Source organism: Prolixibacter sp. NT017, assembly GCF_009617875.1.
Taxonomy (GTDB): Bacteria; Bacteroidota; Bacteroidia; order Bacteroidales; family Prolixibacteraceae; genus Prolixibacter.
Genome location: NZ_BLAV01000001.1, coordinates 639,353 through 664,301, shown reverse-complemented (window position 1 = coordinate 664,301; position 24,949 = coordinate 639,353). Strand labels below are relative to the sequence as shown.

The window sequence follows — 24,949 nt, the reverse complement described above, 5'->3', positions numbered from 1 at the left end:
GTGAGATGATAAATTTCGTGAATATGCAGATCATCAATAGTCATAGGGAATTGAAAGTTTATCAACAGGCATTTGAAAGTGCCATGAAGATATATATGCTTTCTAAATCATTTCCTAAAGAAGAAACATATTCACTGACTGATCAAATAAGACGTTCATCCCGATCGGTATGCAGTAATATAGCAGAAGCGTTCAGAAGAAGGAAATATCCTAAATCATTTTCCTCAAAATTGAGTGAGAGTGAAGCTGAAGCTGCTGAAACACAAAATTGGCTCGATTTTGCACTGAAATGTGATTACATTACAGCAGACATGCATATAAAACTTGATCAGGAATATGAACACATTATCGGAATGCTTGTCAACATGCAAAAGCACCCCGAAAAATGGGGCATTTGATCTCACATTCACATTTTCTCACATTCTCACTTTCACACCTTCGATTTTTAATTAGCATATAACACATGGAACAAAACAGCAAAATATACATCGCCGGCCATCGCGGACTTGTCGGTTCGGCTATTCTGAAAAACTTAAAAGAAAAAGGGTACACCAATTTTGTATTGCGCACACATAGCAAATTGGACCTGACCAATCAGCAGGCCGTAGCTGATTTCTTTGCCGAAGAAAAACCCGAATACGTTTTTCTGGCGGCAGCCAAAGTAGGCGGCATTGTGGCCAACAACACCTACCGGGGACAATTCATCTACGAGAACCTGATGATTCAGAACAATGTCATCCACGCGGCATACAAAAACAACGTCAAAAAACTGATGTTCCTGGGCAGTACCTGCATCTATCCACGGGAAGCGCCGCAGCCTATGCCCGAAGATTCGCTCCTCACCTCTCCGCTGGAATACACCAACGAGCCCTATGCCATTGCCAAAATAGCCGGCATTAAGTTGTGTGAGAGTTACAACCTGCAATACGGCACCAACTACATCTCGGTGATGCCGACCAACCTCTATGGTCCCAACGACAACTTCGACCTGGAAAAATCACACGTACTTCCTGCACTCCTTCGCAAAGCCCATCTGGGTAAATGTCTCGAAGAAGGCAACTGGGAAACGCTCCGCGCCGATCTGGACAAAAATCCGGTAGAAGGGGTTAATGGAAAAGCCTCCGAAGAACAAATACTGGAAACGCTGGAGAAATACGGGATACGAAGTCAAAAGTCAAAAGTCAAAAGTCAAAAGTCGAACGATGACCTGGGACCTTCGACCTTAGACCTTAGACCAGTCTCTATCGAGATATGGGGAAGTGGCAAGCCCATGCGCGAATTCCTCTGGTCGGAAGACATGGCCGATGCATGTGTATTCTTGATGGAAAATGTTGAATTCACCGATATTATTGAAAGTCAAAGGTCAAAAGTTGAGCAAAGCGAAATCCCGACCTTAGGCGTCGGGGTCAAAGGTCAAAAGTCAGATGAGGACCTGAGACCTTCAGACATTCGACGTTCGACAGAGATTAGAAACACCCACATCAACATCGGTACCGGAAAAGAAGTCTCCATCAAACAGCTGGCAGAACTCATCAAGGAAAAAGTTGGTTTCAAAGGCGATTTGGTCTTCAACACCGACAAACCGGATGGAACCCTACGCAAACTAACCGATCCGTCCAAACTCCACCAACTGGGCTGGCAGCACAAAATCGAAATCGAAGACGGCATCGAACAAATGTATAACTGGTACCTTGGTTAGGAGAAAGAGAGAAGGTGAGAAGGTGAGAAAATGGGAAAATGAGAACTCTCACCTTCACACGTTCCCACCTTCTCACATTCTATTCTTCAGGAATTTATACCTTCCCATCCCCGAATCGTCTGTGTCAACCTGTGGATAAACTATAAAACTATGCCAAACCAAAAAGTATTTGTATCCGGTTGTTTTGATATGCTCCATTCGGGGCATGTCGCATTTTTCGAGGAAGCAGCCACCCACGGCGACCTTTATGTCGGCCTGGGTTCCGACCGGAATATCGAGCAATTAAAAGGACGTAAAACCATCAATACCGAGCAGGAACGACTCTACATGGTCAAATCCCTGAAGCATGTAAAAGATGCCTGGATAAACCAGGGAATGGGGCTGCTCGATTTTATGGAAGAACTGGAAGCACTCCGTCCCGATATTTTCTTTGTGAACGAAGACGGTTACACACCCGATAAGAAAACCCTATGCAGCAAACTCGGTATCGAGCTAAGGGTGAGTAAACGTATCCCGCATGCCGATCTGCCGGCCCGCTCCACCACCGCCTTACGACAGGAGTGCCGTATTCCTTACCGGCTGGATCTGGCTGGCGGTTGGCTTGACCAACCCTACGTGTCGAAATTACATCCCGGACCGGTGATCACCATCTCCATTGAGCCCGACTTCGAGTTCAACGACCGGAGCGGAATGTCCAGCAGTACACGCAAGCGGGCCATCGAATTATGGCATACGGATATTCCCGATGATGACAAGGAGAAACTGGCTTATACCCTCTTCTGTGTCGAAAATCCTCCGGGACGGAAATACGTCAGTGGATCGCAGGATGCCGTCGGAATTGTCTTTCCCGGCATCAATAAGCTCGATTACTCACAGGAACAGTACTGGCCCGAAAAGATTACTCCTTTTACCAACGAAGACACGTTAAAGTGGCTGGAGCGACGCTTGTGGTTCATTAACCTTTCACCACGCGAAAGTGGTTATGATGTTCTCTCTGATACGGCAATTACAGAGCAGGGAGCCCGGGAACTGGCTGAAGCAGCCGAAGGTGTCTGGAAAGCCATTCAGAAAAAAGACATTAAATCATTCGGACAGCAATTCCGTCGTTCATTTGAAGCACAAATCAGCATGTTTCCGCACATGGTGAATGAACACATTTGGGAACAAATCAAACAATACGAAAATACGGCACTCGGATGGAAAATATCCGGTGCCGGCGGAGGTGGCTACCTGGTTCTGGTTTGCGAAGAACCTGTTCCCAATGCCATGCAAATCAAGATCAGAAGGCCATAGATAAAAAAGTATTAAGTGTTATGTTTTAAGTGTTAAGAAGTAAAACCCAAGACGTCAGACCTTCGACTTTCGACCTTGGACCTTCCCCTAAACCTTAAACCATATGCCCTATCCCCTACACCTCACATTTCATTTTTTCACCAACATATATTTTCTTCGCACTTTATAAAAAGATAGAATACAACTTATGAACACCAACAACTATCTCGTCATCATGGCCGGAGGCATCGGCAGCCGGTTCTGGCCCATGAGTACAGCAGAAAAGCCTAAACAGTTTCTGGACGTATTAGGAACCGGGAGAACTTTACTTCAACAAACCGTTCACCGTTTCCGGAATATCGTTCCCAACGAAAACATCTACATTGTCACTTCAGCCAACTACCAACAACTGGTACTGGAACAAATACCGGAGCTAACTTCCGGACAAGTCTTGCTGGAACCCTGTATGCGGAACACAGCGCCTTGCATCGCCTATGCAGCCTGGAAAATCAATCAGCAAAACCCGGAAGCCAACATCGTGGTTGCTCCTTCCGACCACCTCATCACTGATGAGTCGCAATTTGAGCAAGTCATTCAATCCGGACTGTCCTTCACCGCTGCGAACGATACCCTGCTTACGTTAGGCATGAAACCACATCGCCCCGAGACCGGCTACGGTTACATTCAGGCTGGTGAAGAAGAGGATGAGCTGTCCATCCATTCCGTGAAAGCTTTTAAAGAGAAGCCCAATCGCGAAACTGCCCAACAATATCTCGACGAAGGAAATTACTACTGGAACTCAGGTATATTTATCTGGAGTGTGCAAAGCATCATGAAAGCTATCCGGTCGTATCTTCCCGACATCGCTGAGATATTCGATCAAGGTGAGAATGTCTATTACACCGAAAAAGAGCAGGACTTCATCAACGAGATGTTCCCGGCTTGTCCGAAGATTTCCGTAGACTACGGCATCATGGAAAAAGCCGACAATATTTTTGTCATGCCGGCCGACTTCGGCTGGAGCGACCTGGGAACCTGGGGCAGCCTGTGGGAGAAACGGGATCGCAATCACAATGGCAACACGGTAGTCGGCAGTGGCGTTCATCTCTTCGAATGCTCCGATACGATTGTCCATGTTCCCAATGAACGCCCGATGGTGTTGCAGGGACTGGACGGTTACATCGTGGTGGAAGCCAACGGTGTACTACTGGTCTGCAAAAAAGAGGAAGAACAGCGCATCAAAGATTTCCGCGAAAGCGTGGTAACAATGAAAAATTAAAAATGAGAAATTAAACATATTTATAAAACAGTCAACGACCGGCTCATCGATGCATTTCATTGGTGAGCCGGTTGTCTTTTGTGGAAAATCCTTTGCAACCTTGCGTGAAACAAGATTCTCATGGTCTCCCCATCCCCCTCTCTCCATTTCACTAATTCTCACTTTCACATTTTCTCACATTCACTTGTTCAAAGTCGGCATTGCGGCGCAGGAACGCTATCATTTCAATCCCGGTCTGAATATGCGCCTCTTTTAAATGCTTCGCATTCGACCCCGGGGCGTCGTCGTGACCTCCTTCCCCCGGGCTTTGGACTTACGGCCCTCCAGGCCTTATTGTAAGCAACATCAAAGCGTCAATCCGTGGCATCCGTGAATCAAATCCGTGTCAATCCTCTTACAACAGCAACATCGAAGCGCTAATTCGCGTAATTGACTTCGTCGAACTTCGTTTCGCTCTAATTCGCGTAATTCGTGCTATCGTAATTGACCTAGTCGAACTTCGTTTCGTTAGGGTTGACTGGGCTGAGGCAAAAAATTCGCGTAATTCGTATTTTCAGGCAACCTTTTTCATACAAAGAGCATCAATTATGGAGATGCACACAATGAAACCCGAACAACTACGTTAAAGTTAAGTATGATTTAAAGTAGAAGTAATACGGGGTAAAGTGCAGATTGCCTACATTTGTGCGTCTCTTAACCTCAAACTTATAGAAGACATGCCAGAAATCATTTATGTGATACTGAGTTTCGGACTTTCGCTACTGATTGCGGTCAGGAGCATTCCAACCATCATCAGTGTCGCCCACCAAAAACACCTGTTCGACGAACCGAACGGACGTTCAGCCGCCACACAGGTGGTACCTACCCTCGGAGGAATCGCCATCTTTTTAGGTTTTGTGTTGAGCGTAACCATTGCCGGCAACGGCTTTGTGATGCCCGGATTGAAGTACATCCTGGCTGCCGTTATCATCATGTTCTTCGTGGGGCTGAAAGACGATATTCTTTCGCTCTCTCCATGGAAAAAACTGGCAGCTCAGCTGGCATCGGCCTTCATGCTGATTGTTTTGGCAGATATCCGCTTTACCAACCTCCACGGTTTTATGGGCATTCATGAAATAAGCTATCCGGTTAGCTTTTTGCTTTCCGGTTTTGTGATGATCGTTTTCATCAACGCCTTCAACCTGATTGACGGTATCGACGGCCTGGCTTCCGGTATCAGCATCATTGCAGCCGGTGTGCTGGGAGTATGGTTCTACCTGGCAGGACATATCGAATACACCATTCTGGCCTTTTCACTCATTGGTGCGCTGAGTGGATTTTTCTACTTCAATGTCTACGGAAAAAAGAACAAGATATTCATGGGCGATACCGGCTCCCTCATTCTGGGAACCATCATGTCGGTCCTGGTTATTCAGTTCAACGAGCTGAACATCATACAAACCCGTCCGTTTGCAATCGCATCGGCGCCGGCAGTATCGTTTGGCATTCTCATCTACCCGCTGTTCGATACTATCCGGGTATTTGCCATCCGTATGTACCAGGGACGGTCGCCGTTTTCACCCGACAAGAACCACATCCACCACCGCCTGCTGGCTTTGGGGATGTCGCATAAGCAAGCCACCTTTACTTTATTGGCCGTTTCAGCACTTTATGTTGTTCCGGTGTTTTTGCTGCAGGGACTGGGCATCTGGGGACTGATGGCTGTCAACCTCACATTTGCCATGGGCTCGGTAATGCTGCTGGGAAGGCACATCCAAATAAGACAGTTAATTCGGAAAGACGATCCATTCCAGCAGATTTTAATTCCCCGGCGCAACGAACGCCTGATCGACATGCCAGGATTGGAAAGGCAGGATAAAAAACCGGCTGCTGTACGTCGTGGCCTGGTGAGAGCACTCAGTCAGCTCGATAAGATTAGTTTCTGGTAAACACGAATTACGCTAATTATACCCCGCACACAGTTCTATCGCGCACAAATTACGCCAATTAGGGCTCCGATGTTAGTTACAAAGCCTGAAGGGCCGTAAGCCCATAGCCCAGGGTAACCCGAGATGGACATCGAGGGGCCGCCCTGGGGTAAAGTAGCGTACCTTTGCAAGAGGCGCACCTTTCTACCCCGATTGAAAAACTGAATAACTTGCGCCGCAGATGCTGGCATCGAATTGAAATAGTCATTAGGGGCGTACATCCGGCAACGGCGTATCGTGGTCTTGGCAGGCCGGAAGCGAAATCATCGGTCAACCATTTCCAGGATCCACAATCCACGTCTCTCTTCTAATATCTGATGCCTTTTATCTTAACAACAGAAACTGCGCAGCCCAACCAGGCCGGTAAAAGCTGCTATAGGCACCACCAATCGCGTGATCTTACTCCTCCCCGGGTGGGGAGGCTGGGTGGGGCAAAAAACAAACCTGAAATTCTTATATGTTAACCATCAACGCTTCCCCCGATAGCTGTCGTGGGGTACGGCGCAACAACTTCTATTCTCCAATTAACACCGGGTATGCGCCTTTGACTATCGATACAACCATTCCCGGGCTTTCCCGGAACGCCACCCAGGACCAAATACCTGCATCGAAACGCCTTTTCTTAAAACTTAACACCTAACACTTAAAACTTTTTTCAACAGAAACATTTCGCCCCATAGGATGGGGATAATACAAAGCCACGATATATCGTGGCCCTACCAGGCCGGCGCTGAATGGAACCAGGTGCTCATCCCTGTTCAACGATGCCTTTGTGAACATAGCGGTTTCTTTGCGTTCCTGGTGGTTACTCTCTTTTACCACGAAGCACCAAAAATCCCCTTCATCAAATCCGAACTGGCAAACCCAAGCCAAAGTTGACGGGTTAAAGGCTGAGCCAGGCCAAATTCCGGCTGTAACGTCGGGGTCAAAGGTCTAATGTCTATAATCTCTTGTATGGAGTCTTTTACTTAAAACTTAACACTCTATCTAACAACAGAAACTGCGCAGCCAACCAGGCCGGTAAAAGCTGTTATAAGCACCACCAATCGCGTGATCTTACTCCTCCCCGGGTGGGGAGGCTGGGTGGGGCAAAAACCAAACCTGGAATTCTTATATGTTAACCATCAACGCTTCCCCCGATAGCCGTCGTGACGTACGGCGCAACAACTTCTATTCTCCAATTAACGTCGAATATGTGCCTCTGACTATCGATACAACCATTCCCGGGGTTCCCCGGAACGCCACCCAGGACCAAATACCTCCATCGAAACGCCTTCTCTTAAAACTTAACACCTAACACTTAAAACTTGACACGCTACTCTAACCACAGGATGGGGATAATACAAAGCCACGATATATCGTGGCCCTACCAGGCCGGTGCCGAATGGAACCGAGGTGCTCACCCCTTTTCAACGATACCCTTGTGAACATTGCGCTTTCTTTGCGTTCCTGGTGGTTACTCTCTTTTACCACGAAGCACACTAAGTTTTACACACAACGAACATAAAAATCCCCTTCACCAAAGTCAAACGACAAACCAAGGTCAAAGTTGACAGGGTTAAAGGTTGAGCCAGGCCAAATCCCGGCCGTAGCGTCGGAGTCAAAGGTCTAATGTCTAAAATCTCTTATCTGGAGTCTTTTACTTAAAACTTAACACTCTATCTAACAACAGAAACTGCGCAGCCCAACCAGGCCGGTAAAAGCTGTTATAGGCACCACCAATCGCGTGCTCTTACTCCTCCCCGGGTGGGGAGGCTGGGTGGGGCAAAAAACAAACCTGGAATTCTTATATGTTAACCATCAACGCTTCCCCCGATAGCTGTCGTGACGTGCGGCGCAACAACGTATCCGCTTTTCATGAGGCCGTAATGTGCGCCTTGGATTGTTGCCTACCATCCAACCCGGGCTTTCCCGGACCGCCACCCCAGGACCAAATACCTCCATCGAAACGCCTTCTCTTAAAACTTAACACCTAACACTTAAAACTTGACACACTCTCTAACCACAGGAGCCACAAAGCCCAACCTGAAACATGAAACCTGAAACCAGACCATCTAACATCAGAATCCAATTTGGAATGATTCCAGCAGCAATCACCTATAAATCAGGTTTCGAAGCCCCAAAATATGCTGTAGAATTATTTTGTTTACAGAAATATTCATTTAACTTTGCACAGATTATATGTAAGACAGACACCAACAGTTCTTATTGTAATAAAATTTAACCTCAAAAAATGAACACATTGAAGGAAGTCATCTACTTGTTTGTCACCTTCATCATGGCCGCCGGATTAACCTATTTTTCCATCCCGACCTTAATCAAGGTAGCCCGATTGAAGCACCTCTACGACGAACCCAATCACCGTTCAGCCGCAACCACGATTGTTCCCACACTGGGGGGTGTAGCCATTTATGTCGGTTTTATCATTAGCATGATTATCGGTAGCAATGGTTTCATGTTTTCCGAAATCAAGTACATCATCGCAGCATTGACCATCATGCTCTTCATTGGCCTCAAAGACGATATTGTCGATATGGCGCCGAAGAAAAAGCTGTTGGGGCAGCTCCTCGCCTCACTTATCGTCATCATCCTGGGCAACATCCGCTTCACCAGCCTGCACGGATTTCTCGGTATTTACGAAATCCCGTTCCTGGTCAGTGTACCGTTAACGTTGTTTGTGATGATCGTGCTGATTAATGCCCTCAACCTGATTGACGGTATCGATGGACTGGCATCGGGAATTACCATCCTGACCGCAGCAACTTTCGGCGGCTGGTTTTTTGCTACCGGACATTACGCTTACGCGATAACGGCGTTTGCGCTGGCTGGTTCACTAACCTCGTTCTTCTGGTTCAACGTATTCGGCAAAGAGAATAAGATATTTATGGGTGACACCGGCTCCCTCATTTTGGGGACCATCATGTCGGTACTGGTCATTCAATTCAACGAATTCAATATCGGTCTGAGCGGTATCCATGCCTTCAAAGGTGCACCGGCCATTTCCATCGGCATCATGATTATCCCGTTGATTGATACGCTGCGGGTATTCGTATTACGCATTCTTCGTGGTACTTCGCCTTTCACGGCCGACCGGAACCACATCCACCACAAACTGCTGGATTTGGGTATGAGCCATCTGCAGGCCACCCTCACCATTCTGACGATTAACCTCGGCTTCATTGCCCTGAGCATATCGCTGCAAAACGTCCCGGTAGGAAAAGCGTTTATGATTATTGCACCGCTGGCCGTTTTAATGTCCAGTGTTCCGTCATACCTGCTGCGCCGTAAAAAAATCCGCGAAACAGCATTGCAGACTTATCCGGATTGAAAAGAAGACAGCTAGACTTTAGAATAAAGACATTAGACAAAAGAGCCGGGTTATTCGAACCCGGTCTTTTTTTCGTCATACAACCTCACATTCAAGCCTTGAACATTACAACTACAGAAACTACAGGCAGTAACCTGAAACCACTCCTATCTTCAAACCTCAAATCTGAAAACTTCCCCTTAACTTAAAATTTCTATCGCCTACTTGTCTTTCATCTAACGTCTAAAGTCTGGCGTCAGTCTCCTTTAAACTCTTCGAACGATATAAGCTACAGAAACGGCAGCTTAACCTGAAACCTTATAAACAATTAGTAATGGGCAATGAACAATGAAGACGCGCAAGGGATACGGTGTATGAGGTAAGTTTAAGGTAGACGAACACAACCTGAAACTATTCTTAAAACTTAACACCTAACACATAAAACTTTTTTCAACCTGAAATTTTCCCATAAAACTTAAAACTATCCTAACATCGCAACAAATCTACTGTCTCTCCTCTAACGTCTATTGTCTGGTATTTTGTACCTTCGCAGGAATAAAAACAGACAGCAACATGCAAATCAAAATAGGAGACCGCGTACGATTTTTAAATGATGTAGGCGGCGGGAAAGTAACATCCATCATCAACCCGAATATGGTGAATGTGGAAACGGAAGACGGGTTTGAATTGCCTACCCTGGTAACTGAACTGGTTGTAGTGAGTGGCGGAGACACCTACGGTATGCCCGATGAAGCTTCCGAAAAGAATACGGTAGCGGATGCACCCACAACAACAAAAGCAGCTTCAGAAGACGAAGAGGAAGAAGCCGAGCCGGAATTCTATGGTTTTGCCGAAATCAACCAGGTGGAAGGCAACGACCAGCCACGATTCATATTTGCCGTAGTTCCTGAGGATGCCAACAATGCGGTAGGTGCAGGAATTACCCTCTACCTAATCAACGATTGCAACTACTCCGTTTTATACCAGTTTGCCTATCGTCGTGATAAGAACTACGAAACCCGCGACAGCGGCACACTGGAACCCAATACCCGCATCCAGTTGGAGCAACTGACGCAGGCCGATTTAGGTGATCTCCCTGCTTTCTGTTTCCAGTTACTATATTTCCGGAAGCATTCCACTTCGATGGAAGCGCCGGTACAAAAGGAAATCACACTCAACCCGGTCAAATTCTATAAGCAGAACTCGTTTTCGAAGAACGATTACTTCCGGAAACCGGCCATGACCTTCTCCCTGGTGACCGATCCGCTGACAGCAGAATTGGAAAAGCTGTCTGACAAAGAATTCAATAAAATGGTCAGGGAAAAAGAGAAGCCGTCCAAAAAGAAGATGAAGACAGTCACGCTCCCGAACCAGGATTTGGTCGAAATCGATTTGCACATAGAGGAGTTGATGGACGACACCCGTGGCCTGTCCAATGCCGACATGCTGAAAGTTCAGATGGACACCTTCCGGGAAGAACTGGCCAAAGCCATCGAAATCGGAGTGAAAAAGATTGTCTTCATACATGGTGTAGGCAATGGTGTGCTGAAAAATGAGCTCCGTCGCGAGTTGCAACGCAAATACCGTAAATACTCCTTTCAGGATGCCTCTTTCCAGGAATACGGATTCGGTGCCACAATGGTGAACCTGAAGCGATGATCTTGAGAGCGGAACTGAGAATGGGTGAAACGGTGAGTGGGAGAAAATGAGAGTGGGAGATTAGCGATAAGAAGACCAGGTGACTTGAAAACGGATTAATGGGCTATTTTTCTTAATTTCATTATGTCTTAAAAAGTCGACCTCATGAAGAAAATGATTCGGACGCATAATGAGTTGGAAGTATATCAGATAGCATTTAAAACAGCCCAAAAAGATTCACCAACTGACGATTCATTTTCCGATGGAAGAACGCTATTCGTTGACAGACCAGATCAGGAGAAGTTCAAGATCGGTTGCCGCAAATTTGGCCGAGGCTTACCGAAAAAGGCGTTATCCAAAGGCTTTTGTTTCAAAACTATCGGATGCAGAAGGAGAGGCTGCAGAAACGCAGGTCTGGCTTCAGTTTGCTCGTTCATTTGGCTATCTCTCACAAGATGAAGAACAGCACCTGAGTTCGTTATATGACCAAATCATTGGAAAAATTGTCACCATGATAAATGCTCCGGAGAAATGGTCGCTTTAATACCGATGAGAAATTCTCCCGGTTCCCCTCTCGCCACTTCCTCCAATCACCTCTTCTCTCCGTTTCTCCCACTCTCTTTTTCACCAATTCACCGCCTCACCGTTTCTCCCCTTCTCATCTTCTCCCCATCTCCGTTTCTCCCACTCACCCACTCACCATTTCTCCCTCACCCATACAGTTCTCAATATTATTCAGTATTTTCGTCCCGTCGCAGACCGTTCTATCGCGTTCCTTTCGGGGAATGAGGAAAGTCCGGGCAACACAGGGCGCCATGCTTCCTAACGGGAAGGCGGGTGTAAGCCTGCAGCAGTGTAACAGAAAACAACCGCTGCTCCGGGCCTCGGTCCTAAACAGTAAGGGTGAAAAGGCGGGGTAAGAGCCCACCGGTATCTGTGGCAACACAGGTAGCCGTACGCCTCATGGGTTGTAAGGCCAAATATATTGCGAGTCCGCAAGGACACAGTGCGGCCCGCGCTGGTTTCGGTTCGCCGGAAGTCGCAAGGGGTAGGCTGCTCGAGGCTGCCGGTGACGGTAGTCCCAGATAAATGATAGAAACTTTGCTTCGGCAAGGTACAGAACCCGGCTTACAGGTCTGCGATTTTTTAATTATTAGACAACAAGACATTAGAGGAAAGAAAAAAGACCATCAATGTCACATGCATTCGAGAAACTGGAAGTATGGAAACGAAGCTTCGATTTAACAACGAAGATTTATCTGGAATTTGAAAAATATCCGTTGTACGCACTGCGTGAACAAATTTTTCGCTCATCGCTTTCTATTCCCAGTAACATAGCTGAGGGGGCAGAACGTAGTTCCGATAAGGACTTCATCCGCTTTTTGCATATAGCAAAAGGCTCTGCTGCAGAATTGCGAACACAACTCATGCTGGTTGAAAAGTTGAACAATCATTCTTCTAAATCGGTCACTGATATGATTAAGGAGTTAAATGAAATTTCTTCCATGCTGCATGGCTTAATCGAAAGACTGAAACAACAACTGTAGTTTATTATCGGATGTTACTCATCTAATATCTCAAGTCTACCATCTAAAATCTTTTTAATGAAATACTTCGCCACCATCATCCTCCTGAGCTTCAGCTCGGTTTTATTTGCTCAGAAATCCGGATTTGCCCCGGTCTTTAATACGTCCTTCAGCAGTTATGCCTCTTCGGGTGACGACCTGCCCTTTTGGATGACTGCGAACCAGAATGGTATGTTCACCATGCACAACAGTAGCTACCAACTAGTGCAGGCCGGGCTGAACAGAAGTCTCGAACGTGACTCTGCCAAAACCTGGGGATACATGTACGGAGCCAATTTCGTGTATGGCTATGCCGGCGCTTCCGATTTTCAGGTCAATCAATACTGGGCCGGATTGAGATATAAATGGTTGATATTACGGGCAGGGGCCAAACCGGAACCGATTCAATATGCCGGGCTCTCGTCTACCAATGGCAACATGTACTGGTCCAATAATTCACGACCGCTTCCGGGAGTTACCCTTTCCACCGATGGCTTCATTCCATTCCTCTTTTGGAAAAACTGGTTCTCGTTTAAGGCCGAATACCAGGAGAATTTCCTTCGCGACGACCGCTATGTGATGGACAGCCATCTGCATCATAAAAATTTATATTTACGAGCGGAGTTACCAAAAAACTGGAGAATCACAGCCGGACTGGAACACTGGGTTTTTTGGGGTGGTACTTCATCCGATCCGAGATACGGAAAACTTCCCGGAATGAAAGATTATCTTCGATACATTCTCGGCCAAGCCGGAAGCAGCACTGCTCCGGAAACCGATATTCTAAATGCCGAAGGAAATACACTGGGAATGTACAAACTGGAGGTGAAAAAAGGATATAGTAACTTTGACCTAACCTTTTACTACAACCACCCATTCGAGGATGCGTCGGGCCTGGAAATGGCCAACGTGCGTGATGGTTTGTGGGGGCTGCACTATACCAACACCAACCGGAAAGCATTCCTCACCGATGCTGTGGTCGAATACATGAATACCCGCAACCAAAGTGGATCATTCCACGATGTTCTTGCCCCAACACCTGATAACCCTACTCGACGGCACGGACGCGGGAATGACGACTATTTCAATCACGGGGTTTACAAATCGGGATATGTGTACGAGAATCGCATGATGGGAACGCCGTTCTTCATTCCCAACATTAATAGCGAGGGAATCTCCACTGGCTTTCGCAGCACACGCATGTGGATGCAACATTTCGGCTTAAAAGGTAATCTGTGCAGTCACTTGACATGGAAAACCATGCTATCCTGGTCGCGAAACTTTGGTAGGTATAATGCGCCTTATCCTTCACCGTTGAATGAATTCTCATTTCTGGCGGAAAGCCGGTACCACAGCAGCAAATTACCATTCGATGTGAAGTTCGGTGTAGCCGGAGACTATGGAGACCGCTTTCAGAAACGTATCGGCGCTTATGCCGGGATTCACTATGCATTCTAATTAATAAATTAATCGCTTAAATCACGATTTCCCGCTTGCATGTTTCAATCAAAAAATCTTCAAAATATTTCCGTACAGGAGTTCACCTACGATTTACCAGACGAACGCATTGCCAAATATCCGTTAGAAGAACGCGATCAATCGCAATTGCTCATCTGGAACCAGGGACAAATCTCCGATGACACATTCAGGAATCTTTCTGCCCATTTGCCGGAAAAGACTCTGCTGGTATTCAACAATACCCGGGTCATTCGGGCGCGGTTGCATTTCCGGAAACAGACCGGCGCCCGAATCGAGATATTTTGCTTAGAACCCACCACTCCAGCTGACTATGCTCTTTCCTTCACGCAAACGGAAAAATGCCGGTGGAAATGCATTGTGGGTAACCTGAAAAAGTGGAAAGGCGAAATCCTGGAACAAACGCTGGAGTTGAACGGCGAAACTATCAAATTCCGTGCAGAAAGAATCGGTGAAGCAGGCAATGCACAGGAAATTGAGTTTTCCTGGGATAACCCGGCTTTTACCTTCTCCGAACTGCTGGAAGCGACCGGAAACATTCCTATTCCTCCGTATCTACACCGCGAGTCGGAAGAAAGCGACCTGACGCGTTATCAGACGGTTTATTCCCGCATCAAAGGTTCGGTTGCTGCGCCAACAGCCGGTTTGCATTTCACCGAAAGGGTATTTGACTCTTTACCTGAAAAAGGTATTGAACGGGCAGAGCTTACCCTGCACGTAGGTGCCGGTACCTTTCAGCCGGTCAAATCAGACACTATCGGCGGCCACGAGATGCATACCGAGCACATTCTGGTAGAGAAAACCTTCATCGAGCAACTTCGTGATAAGCTGGATTCGGTGGTAGCCGTTGGAACGACTTCCATCCGCACACTGGAGAGTCTGTACTGGATTGGTAAGAAACTGATAGAAAATCCGGAGCTGAGTGAAAAGAAACTGCTGGTAGCCCAGTGGGAACCTTACCAGGAAGAAAATCATCTTCCTTCTCCAAAAGAAGCTTTGACAGCGGTGATTGATTACCTTTCCCGCAACAACATGGACAAACTGAACACAGCCACGCAGATTATTATCCTGCCGGGATATGAGTTTCGCATCATCAGGGGAATGATTACCAATTTCCACCAGCCGCAAAGTACCTTGTTGCTACTCATTTCAGCTTTTCTGGGCGATGACTGGAAGCGCGTCTACCAGCATGCCATGGAAAACAATTACCGGTTCCTCAGCTACGGCGATTCGAATTTGTATATCAAATAAGAGCAAAGACTTCAGACGCAAGAGTAGAGACAATAGAAGATTCCTGTTTTCATTGAATACTCATAAAACGGAGCGTCAACAACAGAAACAATCGTAACTACAGAAACCGCGGAGCTCAACATGAAACTTGTAACCTGAAATCTCTTTAACTTTATTTTTACCCTTTCGGGACCTTCTCTCCTGGGAAACGATCGGCATATTCCACCCAGAAGTTTCTGACCTCCGATTTCATCTCTTTCCGGAGCAATAAAATACCGATCAGGTTGGGAATGGTCATCATAGCAATGGTGATGCCGGAGAATGTCCAGACGATCGTCGTATCGACAAACGAAGCCAGGAAGAATCCGATAACGTAAATGATACGGTAATAAATTACGGTATGTACACCGAATAGATAGGTCATGGCCCGACCACCGTAATACGACCAGGAAATAGCTGTAGAAAACGCAAACAACAGCAAGCCTATCGAAACGATATAACTACCGTAACGACCAAACCAGCTTTTGGTGAAGGCCACCGTGGTTAACGGTGCGCTATGTAACAACGATCTTCCCCTGAAATAATAGTCACTCAATTCCGGGACTTTCCCATCCTCTACTTCAATTTTCCCCGTATAGAGCTCATTATCCCGGGTGTATACTTTTACATGGTCGGCAATGGAACGGGCGTGAATAATGGTCAGGTTATTCTGAATGGCGCCGTTTTTCACGGTTAAATCACCTGAGAAACGAGGAAATTCGGAATCATTTTCCCGTCCATTCAGGTCTTTTCTCAAATCTTTCAGCTCGGCTTTATTACTTTGATCTACCGGATGGGCCAGAATTTCCAAATCGGCAGCCTGAAAACGGTTTTCAAACTTTTTGTTCCAAACTCCCGATGACAAAAGCACCAGTCCGGTTAGCGAACAAATAATGATGGTATCGATGAATGGTTCCAGCAAGGCTACCAATCCCTCCGATACCGGCTCATGTGCACGGGCAGCAGCGTGGGCAATCGGCGCCGATCCCTGACCCGCCTCGTTCGAAAACAAGCCCCGGTTCACACCCCGGTTAAAGGCAAATGAAAAACCAGCTCCCAGGAATCCTCCGGCAGCGGCCGTTCCGGTGAATACATCACGGAAGATGGAGATAAAAGAAGGGATAATATTCTCATAGTTATACAGAATAACGGCAAATGCTCCGATGAAATAGATGAGTGCCATGGCCGGCACCAGCTTGGACGTCACCTTGGCAATACGCTTAATTCCGCCAATAATAACCAGTCCAAGTAAAACAGCCAGGATGGCTCCTGATAATATCTTATTGATGCCCCACGTGGCAAACAGTGAATTGGAGATACTGTTGATCTGCGGCAAACTTCCTGTTCCAAACGAAGAAAGAATGGTGGCAATAGCAAAAATGACCGCCAGCCAACGCATATTTAGCCGGTTTTTCATGTAAAACATCGGTCCACCGGCAATACTGCCATCCGATGCCTTTTCGCGGTACTTATGCGAAAGGGTCACCTCCACAAACTTGGTGGTCATACCCAGCATAGCTGTTACCAGCATCCAAAATAAGGCAGCTGGTCCTCCCAGGTGAATAGCCAAAGCTACACCGGCAATGTTTCCTGTTCCTACGGTTCCTGAAAGTGCTGTCGTTAACGCCTGAAAGTGGGACGTGTCTCCTTCATCGCCTTCCTTATCGAACTTACCACGAACGATGCGAAGTGAGTGTTTCAAATAACGGAATTGGGGAAATTTCAGGTAAATGGTAAAAAACAAGCCGGTTCCCAAAAGCAAAAAAACAAACCATTGCGAACCGCCTACATAACTGTCAATCAATGAAAGAATCTCGTTCAGTTTTTCCATGAAACAGGTTTTAAGGTTAAGCGACAGCTTCCAAAAATAGGAATATTACAATGGAATCAAAGATTTGGCGGGGATTAATCCTTTCGACGAGCCGTTCTATCAAGTGATAACTTCACTAATCGTCAGCAGGGAAAAAATATATCTTCTTCCCTTTACATTTAAATATTTCCGGGAAACCGGAATGATAAGTAAGATTAACATTCGGGCATCAATTACTTTACAAAAATTCCTTACTTTTGGTAAGGATTCCGGCAGGTCCGGTTCATTTGAATTTTAATCAATCAAATTCAGATACTATGTTACCAAAGTTTCTTTTTGCTGATAACTCGCAAGAGTTACCTGATAACATCTTCATTGTTCACACCGAACAACCTCGTTTTATCGTTCAATGTGACATTGAAGGTTTCTGGACCAACCAGGAAGTTTATTGGCTTGATGATAAGCCGGAAAGCGATGAATTGATCTCGGAGTTGCTCGATCAGGCTGCCGATTTTATGGAGATGGAGCTGGAAAATCAGGAGCGGCTGTACGACGAAGAAGAAGATGATGAAGACTAAAATAAACTAATCATGCAAACCGGAGCACCTAAACGACTGATACGCTCGAGAACCGATCGAATGATTGCCGGTGTTTGCGGAGGGTTGGCTCTGTATTTTGATTTAGATGTCAGCCTTATTCGGATTCTGTTCGTGATATTAACACTTTTCACCGCAGGATTTCCCGGTATTCTGGTTTACATTATCATGTGGATAGTCGTTCCCGAACAATAACCCTCTTCTCATCTGCATCTTCTTTTCATCTGATGAAGGTGCGGGATTGGTGTGTCTTGTCCAAAAATACTCATGTTTCTATCAGAACGATTTTCCCACTTTCATCCGACACATAAAAAGCACATTGCCAATCTATTGACTTTCTCAAATCAATTTCTTAATTTTCATTAAGTAAACTAACCGGAATTTAGTTGTATTACTGAGCACCTCCCCCTCTATAACCTGCATCAGTAATCATCCAATTTGTCTTTTATAGAAAAAACTGGGGAGTGCTCACCCTTCACGGGAAAAGTACACCCTAATTTCGTGCGTTCATCCGAAAACAAGCAACCAATCAAACCCAAATACAATTAACCAATCTTAAAACGTAACATTATGAAACAACTTTTTACGCTAATCTTTTCTCTGTTGATCTGTATGTCGCTTTCAGCCATTGCTGAAGAAGGCGGCGGAAACAGCGGCAACAACGGAAATAACTCCGGCCAGCAACAGGGTAACAATGGTAACTCTGGTAACAATGGCAATCAGGGGAATCAAGGAAACAACGGCAACAGTGGTAACCATGAGAATGGGGAAGAAGGCGAAGAAGATGAAGGTGAACACGAAGGTGGCTCTGGTGGTAATCATGAAGGCGGAAACGGCGGGAACCACGAAGATGGCGATCACGAAGAAGGTGAAGAAGGCGGCGGTCAGGGAAACAATTCTGCTTACATCATTCAGATTGGCGGAAATAACCGTGCCTACATCAACCAGGAAAGCGTGCATAACGGCATCGCTTCTATCGACATCAATGGAAATGACAACAACGCCTACATCATGCAAAAAGGCAATGGCGGAATCGCTGGTTCATCTTACGAAGCCACAACCGATCCATGTCATGGCTTTTCTGTTATCTTCTCCAACGGAGATCCATCCGGTTGGAGTTCTACACAATGTCTGAGCAACATTGAACTCGCTTGTGGAAAAGAACTGGTTATTACGCCGGCAAGCTTTTCGTTTGCGTTGGTGGCCCCCGGAATACATATCAATGGCGACAAGAACAAAGCCATGATTGAACAACGGGGAAAAACCGGAATTGCGGGAATTCAAATTACCGGCGACAAAAACATCGCTAAAATTGACCAACGAGGCAATTCAGGCCAGGCATACATCAACATTACATCGGGCGAACTGAGAGGTAATGTCAGAGGCTTAATCGCCAACATTTCTCAACGAGGCAAAACCAACTTTGCCTACACTATCCTGAAAGGCATCTCAACCGATCCGTCGATTAAAGCCGGAGCAATTATCCTGCAGGAAGGCAACTCCAACAACGCGCTACAATATTCCGAAGGAAATGACATTCAACTCGGAATTGATCAGAGTGGCAACAGCAACGTCGCACGCCAGGTAAACAAGGGTGATGTCATTTTCATGGGAATCAAACAAAGTGGTAGCAGCAACGTAGCCATTGAAATGTCAACCGGAAACTACAACAAAAGCTACATTGAACAGAATGGAAGCCGGAACGAGGCTTTGATTCTCCAGGGACAACCCAACGTCTGCGGAGTAACAGGCCCTTCAGTTTCGGTCAACTAACCCTTCCGAAACAAAGATTTCCAGAAAAATAGATCGATATATTTGGGTGAGGTGAGGCAGACTTGAAGGTCTGCCTCTATTTTTATTACCCTAATATGGTCTATCTTTCTGCCTGTTTCAACGAAAGTGAAATTCGCTTTCGCGGAATATCGACCTCCAATACTTTTACCGTCACGTGTTGGTGCAATTTCACCACTTCATTCGGATCGGAAATAAAGCGGTCGGCCAGTTCACTAATGTGCACCAAGCCATCCTGTTTAACGCCAACATCGACAAAGCAGCCAAATTTGGTGATGTTGGTAACAATTCCGGGCACGACCATTCCTGGCTGTAAATCGGTGATGGAGAAAATGCCCTCGGCAAATTCAAATACCTTGATTCCGGAACGCGGGTCACGACCCGGCTTCGCTAATTCAGAAATAATATCGGTCAATGTCGGCAATCCAACCTCGTCATCCACATAGCGGTTCAAATCAAGCGACTTCCTTAATTCCTTACTGGCAATCAAATCGGTCACCTGTTTGCCTAAGTCTTTTGCCATTTTCTGCACAAGCGAATAACGCTCAGGATGCACTGCCGAATTGTCCAGTGGATTGGCTGCATCGGGAATGCGAAGGAAGCCGGCGCTTTGTTCATATGCTTTTGGCCCCATCCGGGGAACCGTCTTCAATGCTTCGCGCGAAGCAAAAGGGCCATTTTCTTTGCGATAGTCAACAATATTCTGAGCCAGCGTAGCGCCCAAACCGGAAACGTACGTTAGCAGATGTTTGCTGGCCGTATTCACATTCACCCCCACCAGGTTCACACACGATTCGACGACTGTGTCCAGACTTTTCTGCAATTGCTTTTGGTCAACATCGTGCTGGTACTGCCCCACTCCGATTGATTTCGGCTCAATCTTCACCAATTCAGCCAGCGGGTCCATCAGACGGCGGCCAATGGATACCGAACCACGAACTGTCACATCGTACTGTGGAAATTCCTCGCGGGCCACTTTCGATGCGGAATAAATGGAAGCTCCGTCTTCGCTCACCACAAAAACCTGCAAATCGCGATCGTAATGAGTGTTCTTCACAAAATGTTCCGTCTCGCGGCTGGCTGTTCCGTTTCCGATGGCAATCGCTTCAATCTTATAAGTGCTCACCAATGCGGCCAGCTTCTTTTTCGATTGCTTCACTTCCGATTGCGGCGGATGCGGATAAATGGTTTCGTTATGCAACAGGTTGCCTTGCGCATCGAGGCAAACCACCTTGCAACCGGTCCGGTATCCCGGGTCGACTGCCAAAACCCGTTTTTGTCCAAGTGGTGACGAGAGCAGTAACTGGCGAAGGTTTTCAGCAAAGACACCAATTGCTTCCGTGTCGGCTCCCTCTTTCGAGGAGTTAAAGAATTCCGTTTCAATAGAAGGTGCCAAAAGACGTTTGTAACTATCCTTCACCGCCAGGGAAACTTGGTCGGCACTCGCATTGCGGCCTTTTACAAAAAGTCGCTCCAAGCGCTCCAGTACGCGATCTTCGTCAGGAGAAATCGACAGTTTCAGGAAGCCCTCTTTCTCGCCGCGACGCATCGCCAGCATCCGGTGCGACGGACAACGTTTCAGCGGCTCTTCCCACTCAAAATAATCGCGGTATTTAATTCCCTCTTCCTCCTTCCCTTTCACCAAACGGGAACGAATCACTCCATCGCGGGAGAAAATATTCCGAACGATGTTCCGGGCCGCTTGATTCTCATTCACCCATTCCGCAAGAATATCACGGGCTCCGGCCAGGGCATCCTCAACGGTTGGCACCTCATCCGACAGGAAACGTCCGGCACGTCCTTCCGGATCGTTCTCAAACTGCTTCATCACAATTTTCGCCAGCGGTTCCAATCCTTTTTCCCGTGCAATGGTAGCTCGGGTACGGCGTTTGGGTTTGTACGGAAGGTAAATGTCCTCCAACTCATTTGGCTCAAGACAGTCTTCTATTTTCTTTTGAAGCTCCGGAGTCAATTGTTCCTGTTCTTCAATAGTCTTCAGAATCGTCGCTTTACGCTTTTCCAACTCCGTCAGCTTCTCCAACTCCTCTTTGATGTTGCCAACGGCTACCTCATCCAGGCTACCGGTCGCTTCTTTCCGGTAACGGGAAATAAACGGAACCGTAGCGCCTTCTTCCAGCAAAGAAATGGTATTCCGAACCTGACGTTCATTGATATTCAGCCTTTCGGCGATGATATGATTGAATTTTGCGTCCATTTAGATTGAATTAAGGAACCCAAATTTACTGAAAACAGCAGGGATTTCCGCACGATAGTTATCCACAATAATAGAGTTACGAAGCAAAAACGGATTCCGGTTCGAAGGACAAAATCAACGATTCATGGACACGATTCTCCTACCCAAACTCTTTTTCTTTCTTCCCCCCTTTTGTCACCGTTACTTTGGACTAAACCTTAAAAAATAAGCCATGAAAAAATTGAACACTTTTTATCACATCGTCATCATTACACTGATGATAGCCTTCGGTTCAGGATTAAATGTGACAGCACAACCGCTAACCGAAAATCTGGCCGGAACATATAACCTGGCTGCTCCCCGCTCCGCGGAGGTCCAGTATTTTCATATGGAAACCGTACTAATTAATCGTGCTCCCGACGGCGTGGAAACCGGAAGAGAGAAATATATTCTCGATTTGAAATGCGAACCTTCCGGCCTAACCGGGAAAAATGGAGATACCTACACCTGTCTGCAATTTGCCGTCCAAAAGGACAGCGGTAAAGTCGCAACCATCCCGGCACTCAAGAATTGGAGTTATGTTTTCACTGGAGGTCACGATGACAAAGGCCAGGTATTGGGCATCGAACATGCCAAATTTGAAAACCTAACCGACAGCAACGGGCAACCCTTAGCAGCTAATCAATCGTACTTTGTATACAATACATTCATCGATTTTCATGCGTTTTGCGATGTTTTTGGCAGTCCAACCCAAGCTGGGAAAGGCATACAGGACCTCCATAAGATTGGCGACAAAATCGTCCACGCCGCAGCCAACTCCGAAGCGCCGGTCGACTTAGGAAGTAGTGTGAGCAAAGGCTCAACATTCACGAATGGAGAAATCACACTCAACTTCAAAGGTTTGTCAAGAACAAATGGCACACCTTTAGCTTTGGTCGGGTTCGATTCTGGTGACAGTCATTTCGTTATGAACATGGAACCCGCTCCCGGCTTTACGGTAAAAACCCGCGGAAGTTCACATTATTGGGGCGATTTGTACGTCAACCTGAAAACCCATTGGATTAGCCATGTGGAAATGGAAGAAGTAGTGGTAGCACAGACCAAACTTCCGGCTCCCAACAATCCGGTTTCATCGGTCACCGTCCGTCATTCCGTTATCCGGAATATGGCTCAACCCGAAATTCTCTCAGTCAAATAATTTGTAACTTTTAGACGGGTGAAATGAATTCTAACCTTGCATTTCGTCCGGCTGATGAAACCAACAAAGTCATGAAAAACCAGTACGAAAGAAGTTTTTTCCGTCCGGATACGTTAGGATACCACATCAAAATGATTGCCGTATCCGCTTCTCTTATTATCGTGTCCTCTCTTTTACAAGGCTCTCCTTTACTCACTGAAGGACATATAGTCGGCTTCATTTTGATTCTATTTCAAGTGGAATTGTATACCTGGCTGGGAGTTCACTTTTTCCGATCGTTACCTGGTGAATCGGGGAAAGGTGCCATGCGAAAAATATTGAGACGTTTTGTTTGGTTCTATCTGACCTGTTTCGTTGCTGCCGCTATCATTTTCACACTGGTAATGGGCGGATTATTTCTCTGGCACGGAGATCCCCTCCGTGAGTTGTTTCCGCATCTTATCCACCAGGAACTGAGTGGTTGGTTAGTTGGAACAAACTTTGGATTGCTGGGCGGTACACTCATTTTCCTATACATCCAGTGGAACGATGCCATGAAGCGCGAACAACGGCTAAGGGAAGAAAACCTGATTTTTCAGAACCAAACATTGAAAAACCAAGTCAATCCACATTTTCTGTTCAATAGTCTGAACACACTGTCTTCACTGGTTAATACCAATCCGGAGCTGGCCGAACAATTTACCGGTAAACTGGCACAGATCTATCGATACATACTGGAAAACAATGCGAAGGACAGCGTCATGTTAAATGACGAATTAAATTTCGTTCAGGATTATTTCTACCTGCATAAAATACGCGATGAAGATAAAATCAACCTGACAATTGATATTCCGGATACAAATGGATATCAAATTCTGCCGGTTTCGTTGCAATTGCTTATCGAAAATGCGTTGAAACACAACATGGCGACACGGGAAAATCCGCTGGAAATAAAACTGCAAATAGAGGACAATTCAATCGTGGTTTCCAACAACCTGCAGCCCATGGCTACGCTTCCGCAGTCGGTGGGAACGGGACTGAAAAACCTGGCTGAACGAATCAGGTTGTCCACAGGAAAAGAATTAATCGTTGAAAATAACCGCGAAACCTTTATTGTTAAGATACCTTTGTTATTATGAAAGTACTGCTTGTCGAAGATGAAAAGCCGGCAGCACAAAAGATGGCCCGACTGCTAAAACAGACGGCTCCTGATGCCGACTTAGTGGCAATAACCGAAACCGTAGAAGATACGGTTAACTGGCTACAGGAGCACGGAGAACCTGATCTGATCCTGATGGACATTCATCTGGACGACGGGTTATGTTTCGAAATTTTCGACACGGTGAAAGTAACTGCCCCGGTTATCTTTACCACCGCATACGATGAGTATGCCATCCGGGCATTTAAAGTCAACAGCATCGATTACCTGCTGAAACCGGTTGGAGAAGAAATGTTACGAAAAGCCCTGGATAAATACCGCGCCATCCACGAAAAATACCACTATGGTCAAGCTGGTTACCGGCATTTGCTTCAGGAGTTTTCGGCAGCCTACAAATCCCGTTTTCTGCTAAAAATCGGAAGCCGTTACAAATCGGTATCTGTTAATCAAATCAAGTATATCTTCAGCAGCGACGGGAACGTTTTTCTTCAAAATACCGATGGGCAGGCATTCGCATTGGAATTTTCGCTCGACCATGTTCAAAAGCTACTCGACCCGGCCGATTTTTTCCGGATCAACCGCAATTGTCTCATACACATCGATGCTGTTGAAGAGATGGTTGCTTACTCTTCAAGTCGTTTGCAACTGCATGTTAAAGAAGAAAAACCGCAGGAAATGTTTGTGGTAAGCCGCGACCGTGTTCCTGAATTTAAACGTTGGATGGATCGGTAGACCGGAGAAATCTATATC

The 24,949-nt window shown here is 46.3% G+C and carries 20 protein-coding genes and 1 other RNA gene; 19 read left to right on the top strand and 2 right to left on the bottom strand.

Features of this window, described 5'->3' with window-relative positions; genetic code table 11:
• The first annotated feature begins 23 nt into the window (after positions 1 to 23).
• From GJU87_RS02620 to GJU87_RS02560, 13 genes are all read left to right on the top strand, one after another.
• On the top strand, positions 24 to 398 hold the full coding sequence (locus GJU87_RS02620; protein ID WP_153638079.1) for a four helix bundle protein: 375 nt from the start codon (positions 24 to 26) through the stop codon (positions 396 to 398).
• A gap of 65 nt (positions 399 to 463) precedes the next feature.
• Positions 464 to 1,699 carry a GDP-L-fucose synthase gene (locus GJU87_RS02615; RefSeq protein WP_153638078.1) on the top strand — a complete coding sequence of 412 codons (1,236 nt, stop codon included), beginning with the start codon at positions 464 to 466 and terminating at the stop codon, positions 1,697 to 1,699.
• Positions 1,700 to 1,849: 150 nt separating this feature from the next.
• Positions 1,850 to 2,992: an adenylyltransferase/cytidyltransferase family protein gene (locus tag GJU87_RS02610; protein ID WP_153638077.1), complete on the top strand. Its 1,143-nt coding sequence runs from the start codon at positions 1,850 to 1,852 to the stop codon at positions 2,990 to 2,992.
• Positions 2,993 to 3,179: 187 nt separating this feature from the next.
• Positions 3,180 to 4,250, top strand: coding sequence for a mannose-1-phosphate guanylyltransferase (locus tag GJU87_RS02605; RefSeq protein WP_153638076.1), 1,071 nt, complete (start codon positions 3,180 to 3,182; stop codon positions 4,248 to 4,250).
• Positions 4,251 to 4,966: 716 nt separating this feature from the next.
• Positions 4,967 to 6,178: a glycosyltransferase family 4 protein gene (locus GJU87_RS02600; RefSeq protein WP_153638075.1), complete on the top strand. Its 1,212-nt coding sequence runs from the start codon at positions 4,967 to 4,969 to the stop codon at positions 6,176 to 6,178.
• 1,153 nt (positions 6,179 to 7,331) lie between these two features.
• On the top strand, positions 7,332 to 7,514 hold the full coding sequence (locus tag GJU87_RS02595) for a hypothetical protein (RefSeq protein WP_153638074.1): 183 nt from the start codon (positions 7,332 to 7,334) through the stop codon (positions 7,512 to 7,514).
• Positions 7,515 to 8,450: 936 nt separating this feature from the next.
• Positions 8,451 to 9,545 carry a glycosyltransferase family 4 protein gene (locus GJU87_RS02590; RefSeq protein WP_153638073.1) on the top strand — a complete coding sequence of 365 codons (1,095 nt, stop codon included), beginning with the start codon at positions 8,451 to 8,453 and terminating at the stop codon, positions 9,543 to 9,545.
• Positions 9,546 to 10,097: 552 nt separating this feature from the next.
• A complete protein-coding gene (locus tag GJU87_RS02585) occupies positions 10,098 to 11,183 on the top strand; it encodes a DUF2027 domain-containing protein (RefSeq protein ID WP_153638072.1) in 1,086 nt (361 codons plus the stop codon).
• A gap of 241 nt (positions 11,184 to 11,424) precedes the next feature.
• A complete protein-coding gene (locus GJU87_RS02580) occupies positions 11,425 to 11,706 on the top strand; it encodes a four helix bundle protein (protein ID WP_305071370.1) in 282 nt (93 codons plus the stop codon).
• A 207-nt stretch (positions 11,707 to 11,913) separates the two neighbouring features.
• Positions 11,914 to 12,309: RNase P RNA component class A (gene rnpB, locus GJU87_RS02575), an RNA gene on the top strand.
• A gap of 46 nt (positions 12,310 to 12,355) precedes the next feature.
• Positions 12,356 to 12,709: a four helix bundle protein gene (locus GJU87_RS02570; RefSeq protein ID WP_153638071.1), complete on the top strand. Its 354-nt coding sequence runs from the start codon at positions 12,356 to 12,358 to the stop codon at positions 12,707 to 12,709.
• A gap of 57 nt (positions 12,710 to 12,766) precedes the next feature.
• Positions 12,767 to 14,185 (top strand): capsule assembly Wzi family protein, encoded by a 1,419-nt coding sequence (locus GJU87_RS02565; protein ID WP_153638070.1) that lies wholly within the window; start codon positions 12,767 to 12,769, stop codon positions 14,183 to 14,185.
• 39 nt (positions 14,186 to 14,224) lie between these two features.
• Positions 14,225 to 15,454 carry an S-adenosylmethionine:tRNA ribosyltransferase-isomerase gene (locus GJU87_RS02560; protein WP_153638069.1) on the top strand — a complete coding sequence of 410 codons (1,230 nt, stop codon included), beginning with the start codon at positions 14,225 to 14,227 and terminating at the stop codon, positions 15,452 to 15,454.
• Between the two features lie 157 nt (positions 15,455 to 15,611).
• Here the strand turns inward: GJU87_RS02560 and GJU87_RS02555 are convergent, their stop codons facing one another.
• Entirely contained in the window at positions 15,612 to 17,303 is a 1,692-nt protein-coding gene (locus GJU87_RS02555) for a sodium:alanine symporter family protein (RefSeq protein WP_153638068.1), read from the bottom strand.
• A 296-nt stretch (positions 17,304 to 17,599) separates the two neighbouring features.
• On the opposite strand from GJU87_RS02555, the gene GJU87_RS02550 reads away from it, so the two are divergent.
• The 3 genes from GJU87_RS02550 to GJU87_RS02540 all read left to right on the top strand — a co-directional run bounded on the left by GJU87_RS02550 (position 17,600) and on the right by GJU87_RS02540 (position 19,651).
• Positions 17,600 to 17,860, top strand: a complete 261-nt coding sequence (locus GJU87_RS02550; protein ID WP_106542235.1) for a hypothetical protein — start codon at positions 17,600 to 17,602, stop codon at positions 17,858 to 17,860.
• A gap of 12 nt (positions 17,861 to 17,872) precedes the next feature.
• The gene (locus GJU87_RS02545; protein ID WP_106542236.1) at positions 17,873 to 18,073 is read left to right on the top strand and encodes a PspC domain-containing protein; all 201 of its coding nucleotides are present in this window, start codon (positions 17,873 to 17,875) and stop codon (positions 18,071 to 18,073) included.
• A 375-nt stretch (positions 18,074 to 18,448) separates the two neighbouring features.
• Positions 18,449 to 19,651 (top strand): hypothetical protein, encoded by a 1,203-nt coding sequence (locus GJU87_RS02540; protein ID WP_153638067.1) that lies wholly within the window; start codon positions 18,449 to 18,451, stop codon positions 19,649 to 19,651.
• 100 nt (positions 19,652 to 19,751) lie between these two features.
• Here GJU87_RS02540 and GJU87_RS02535 read toward each other — a convergent pair whose 3' ends face one another.
• Entirely contained in the window at positions 19,752 to 21,884 is a 2,133-nt protein-coding gene (locus GJU87_RS02535) for a Tex family protein (protein ID WP_153638066.1), read from the bottom strand.
• A 211-nt stretch (positions 21,885 to 22,095) separates the two neighbouring features.
• On the opposite strand from GJU87_RS02535, the gene GJU87_RS02530 reads away from it, so the two are divergent.
• From GJU87_RS02530 to GJU87_RS02520, 3 genes are read left to right on the top strand one after another with little or no spacing between them, the layout of a single operon-like run.
• Positions 22,096 to 23,061 carry a hypothetical protein gene (locus tag GJU87_RS02530; protein WP_153638065.1) on the top strand — a complete coding sequence of 322 codons (966 nt, stop codon included), beginning with the start codon at positions 22,096 to 22,098 and terminating at the stop codon, positions 23,059 to 23,061.
• 23 nt (positions 23,062 to 23,084) lie between these two features.
• On the top strand, positions 23,085 to 24,179 hold the full coding sequence (locus GJU87_RS02525; protein WP_153638064.1) for a sensor histidine kinase: 1,095 nt from the start codon (positions 23,085 to 23,087) through the stop codon (positions 24,177 to 24,179).
• The gene (locus GJU87_RS02520; protein WP_153638063.1) at positions 24,176 to 24,931 is read left to right on the top strand and encodes a LytTR family DNA-binding domain-containing protein; all 756 of its coding nucleotides are present in this window, start codon (positions 24,176 to 24,178) and stop codon (positions 24,929 to 24,931) included. The genes GJU87_RS02525 and GJU87_RS02520 overlap by 4 nt, the downstream gene beginning before the upstream one ends.
• Positions 24,932 to 24,949: the final 18 nt, after the last annotated feature.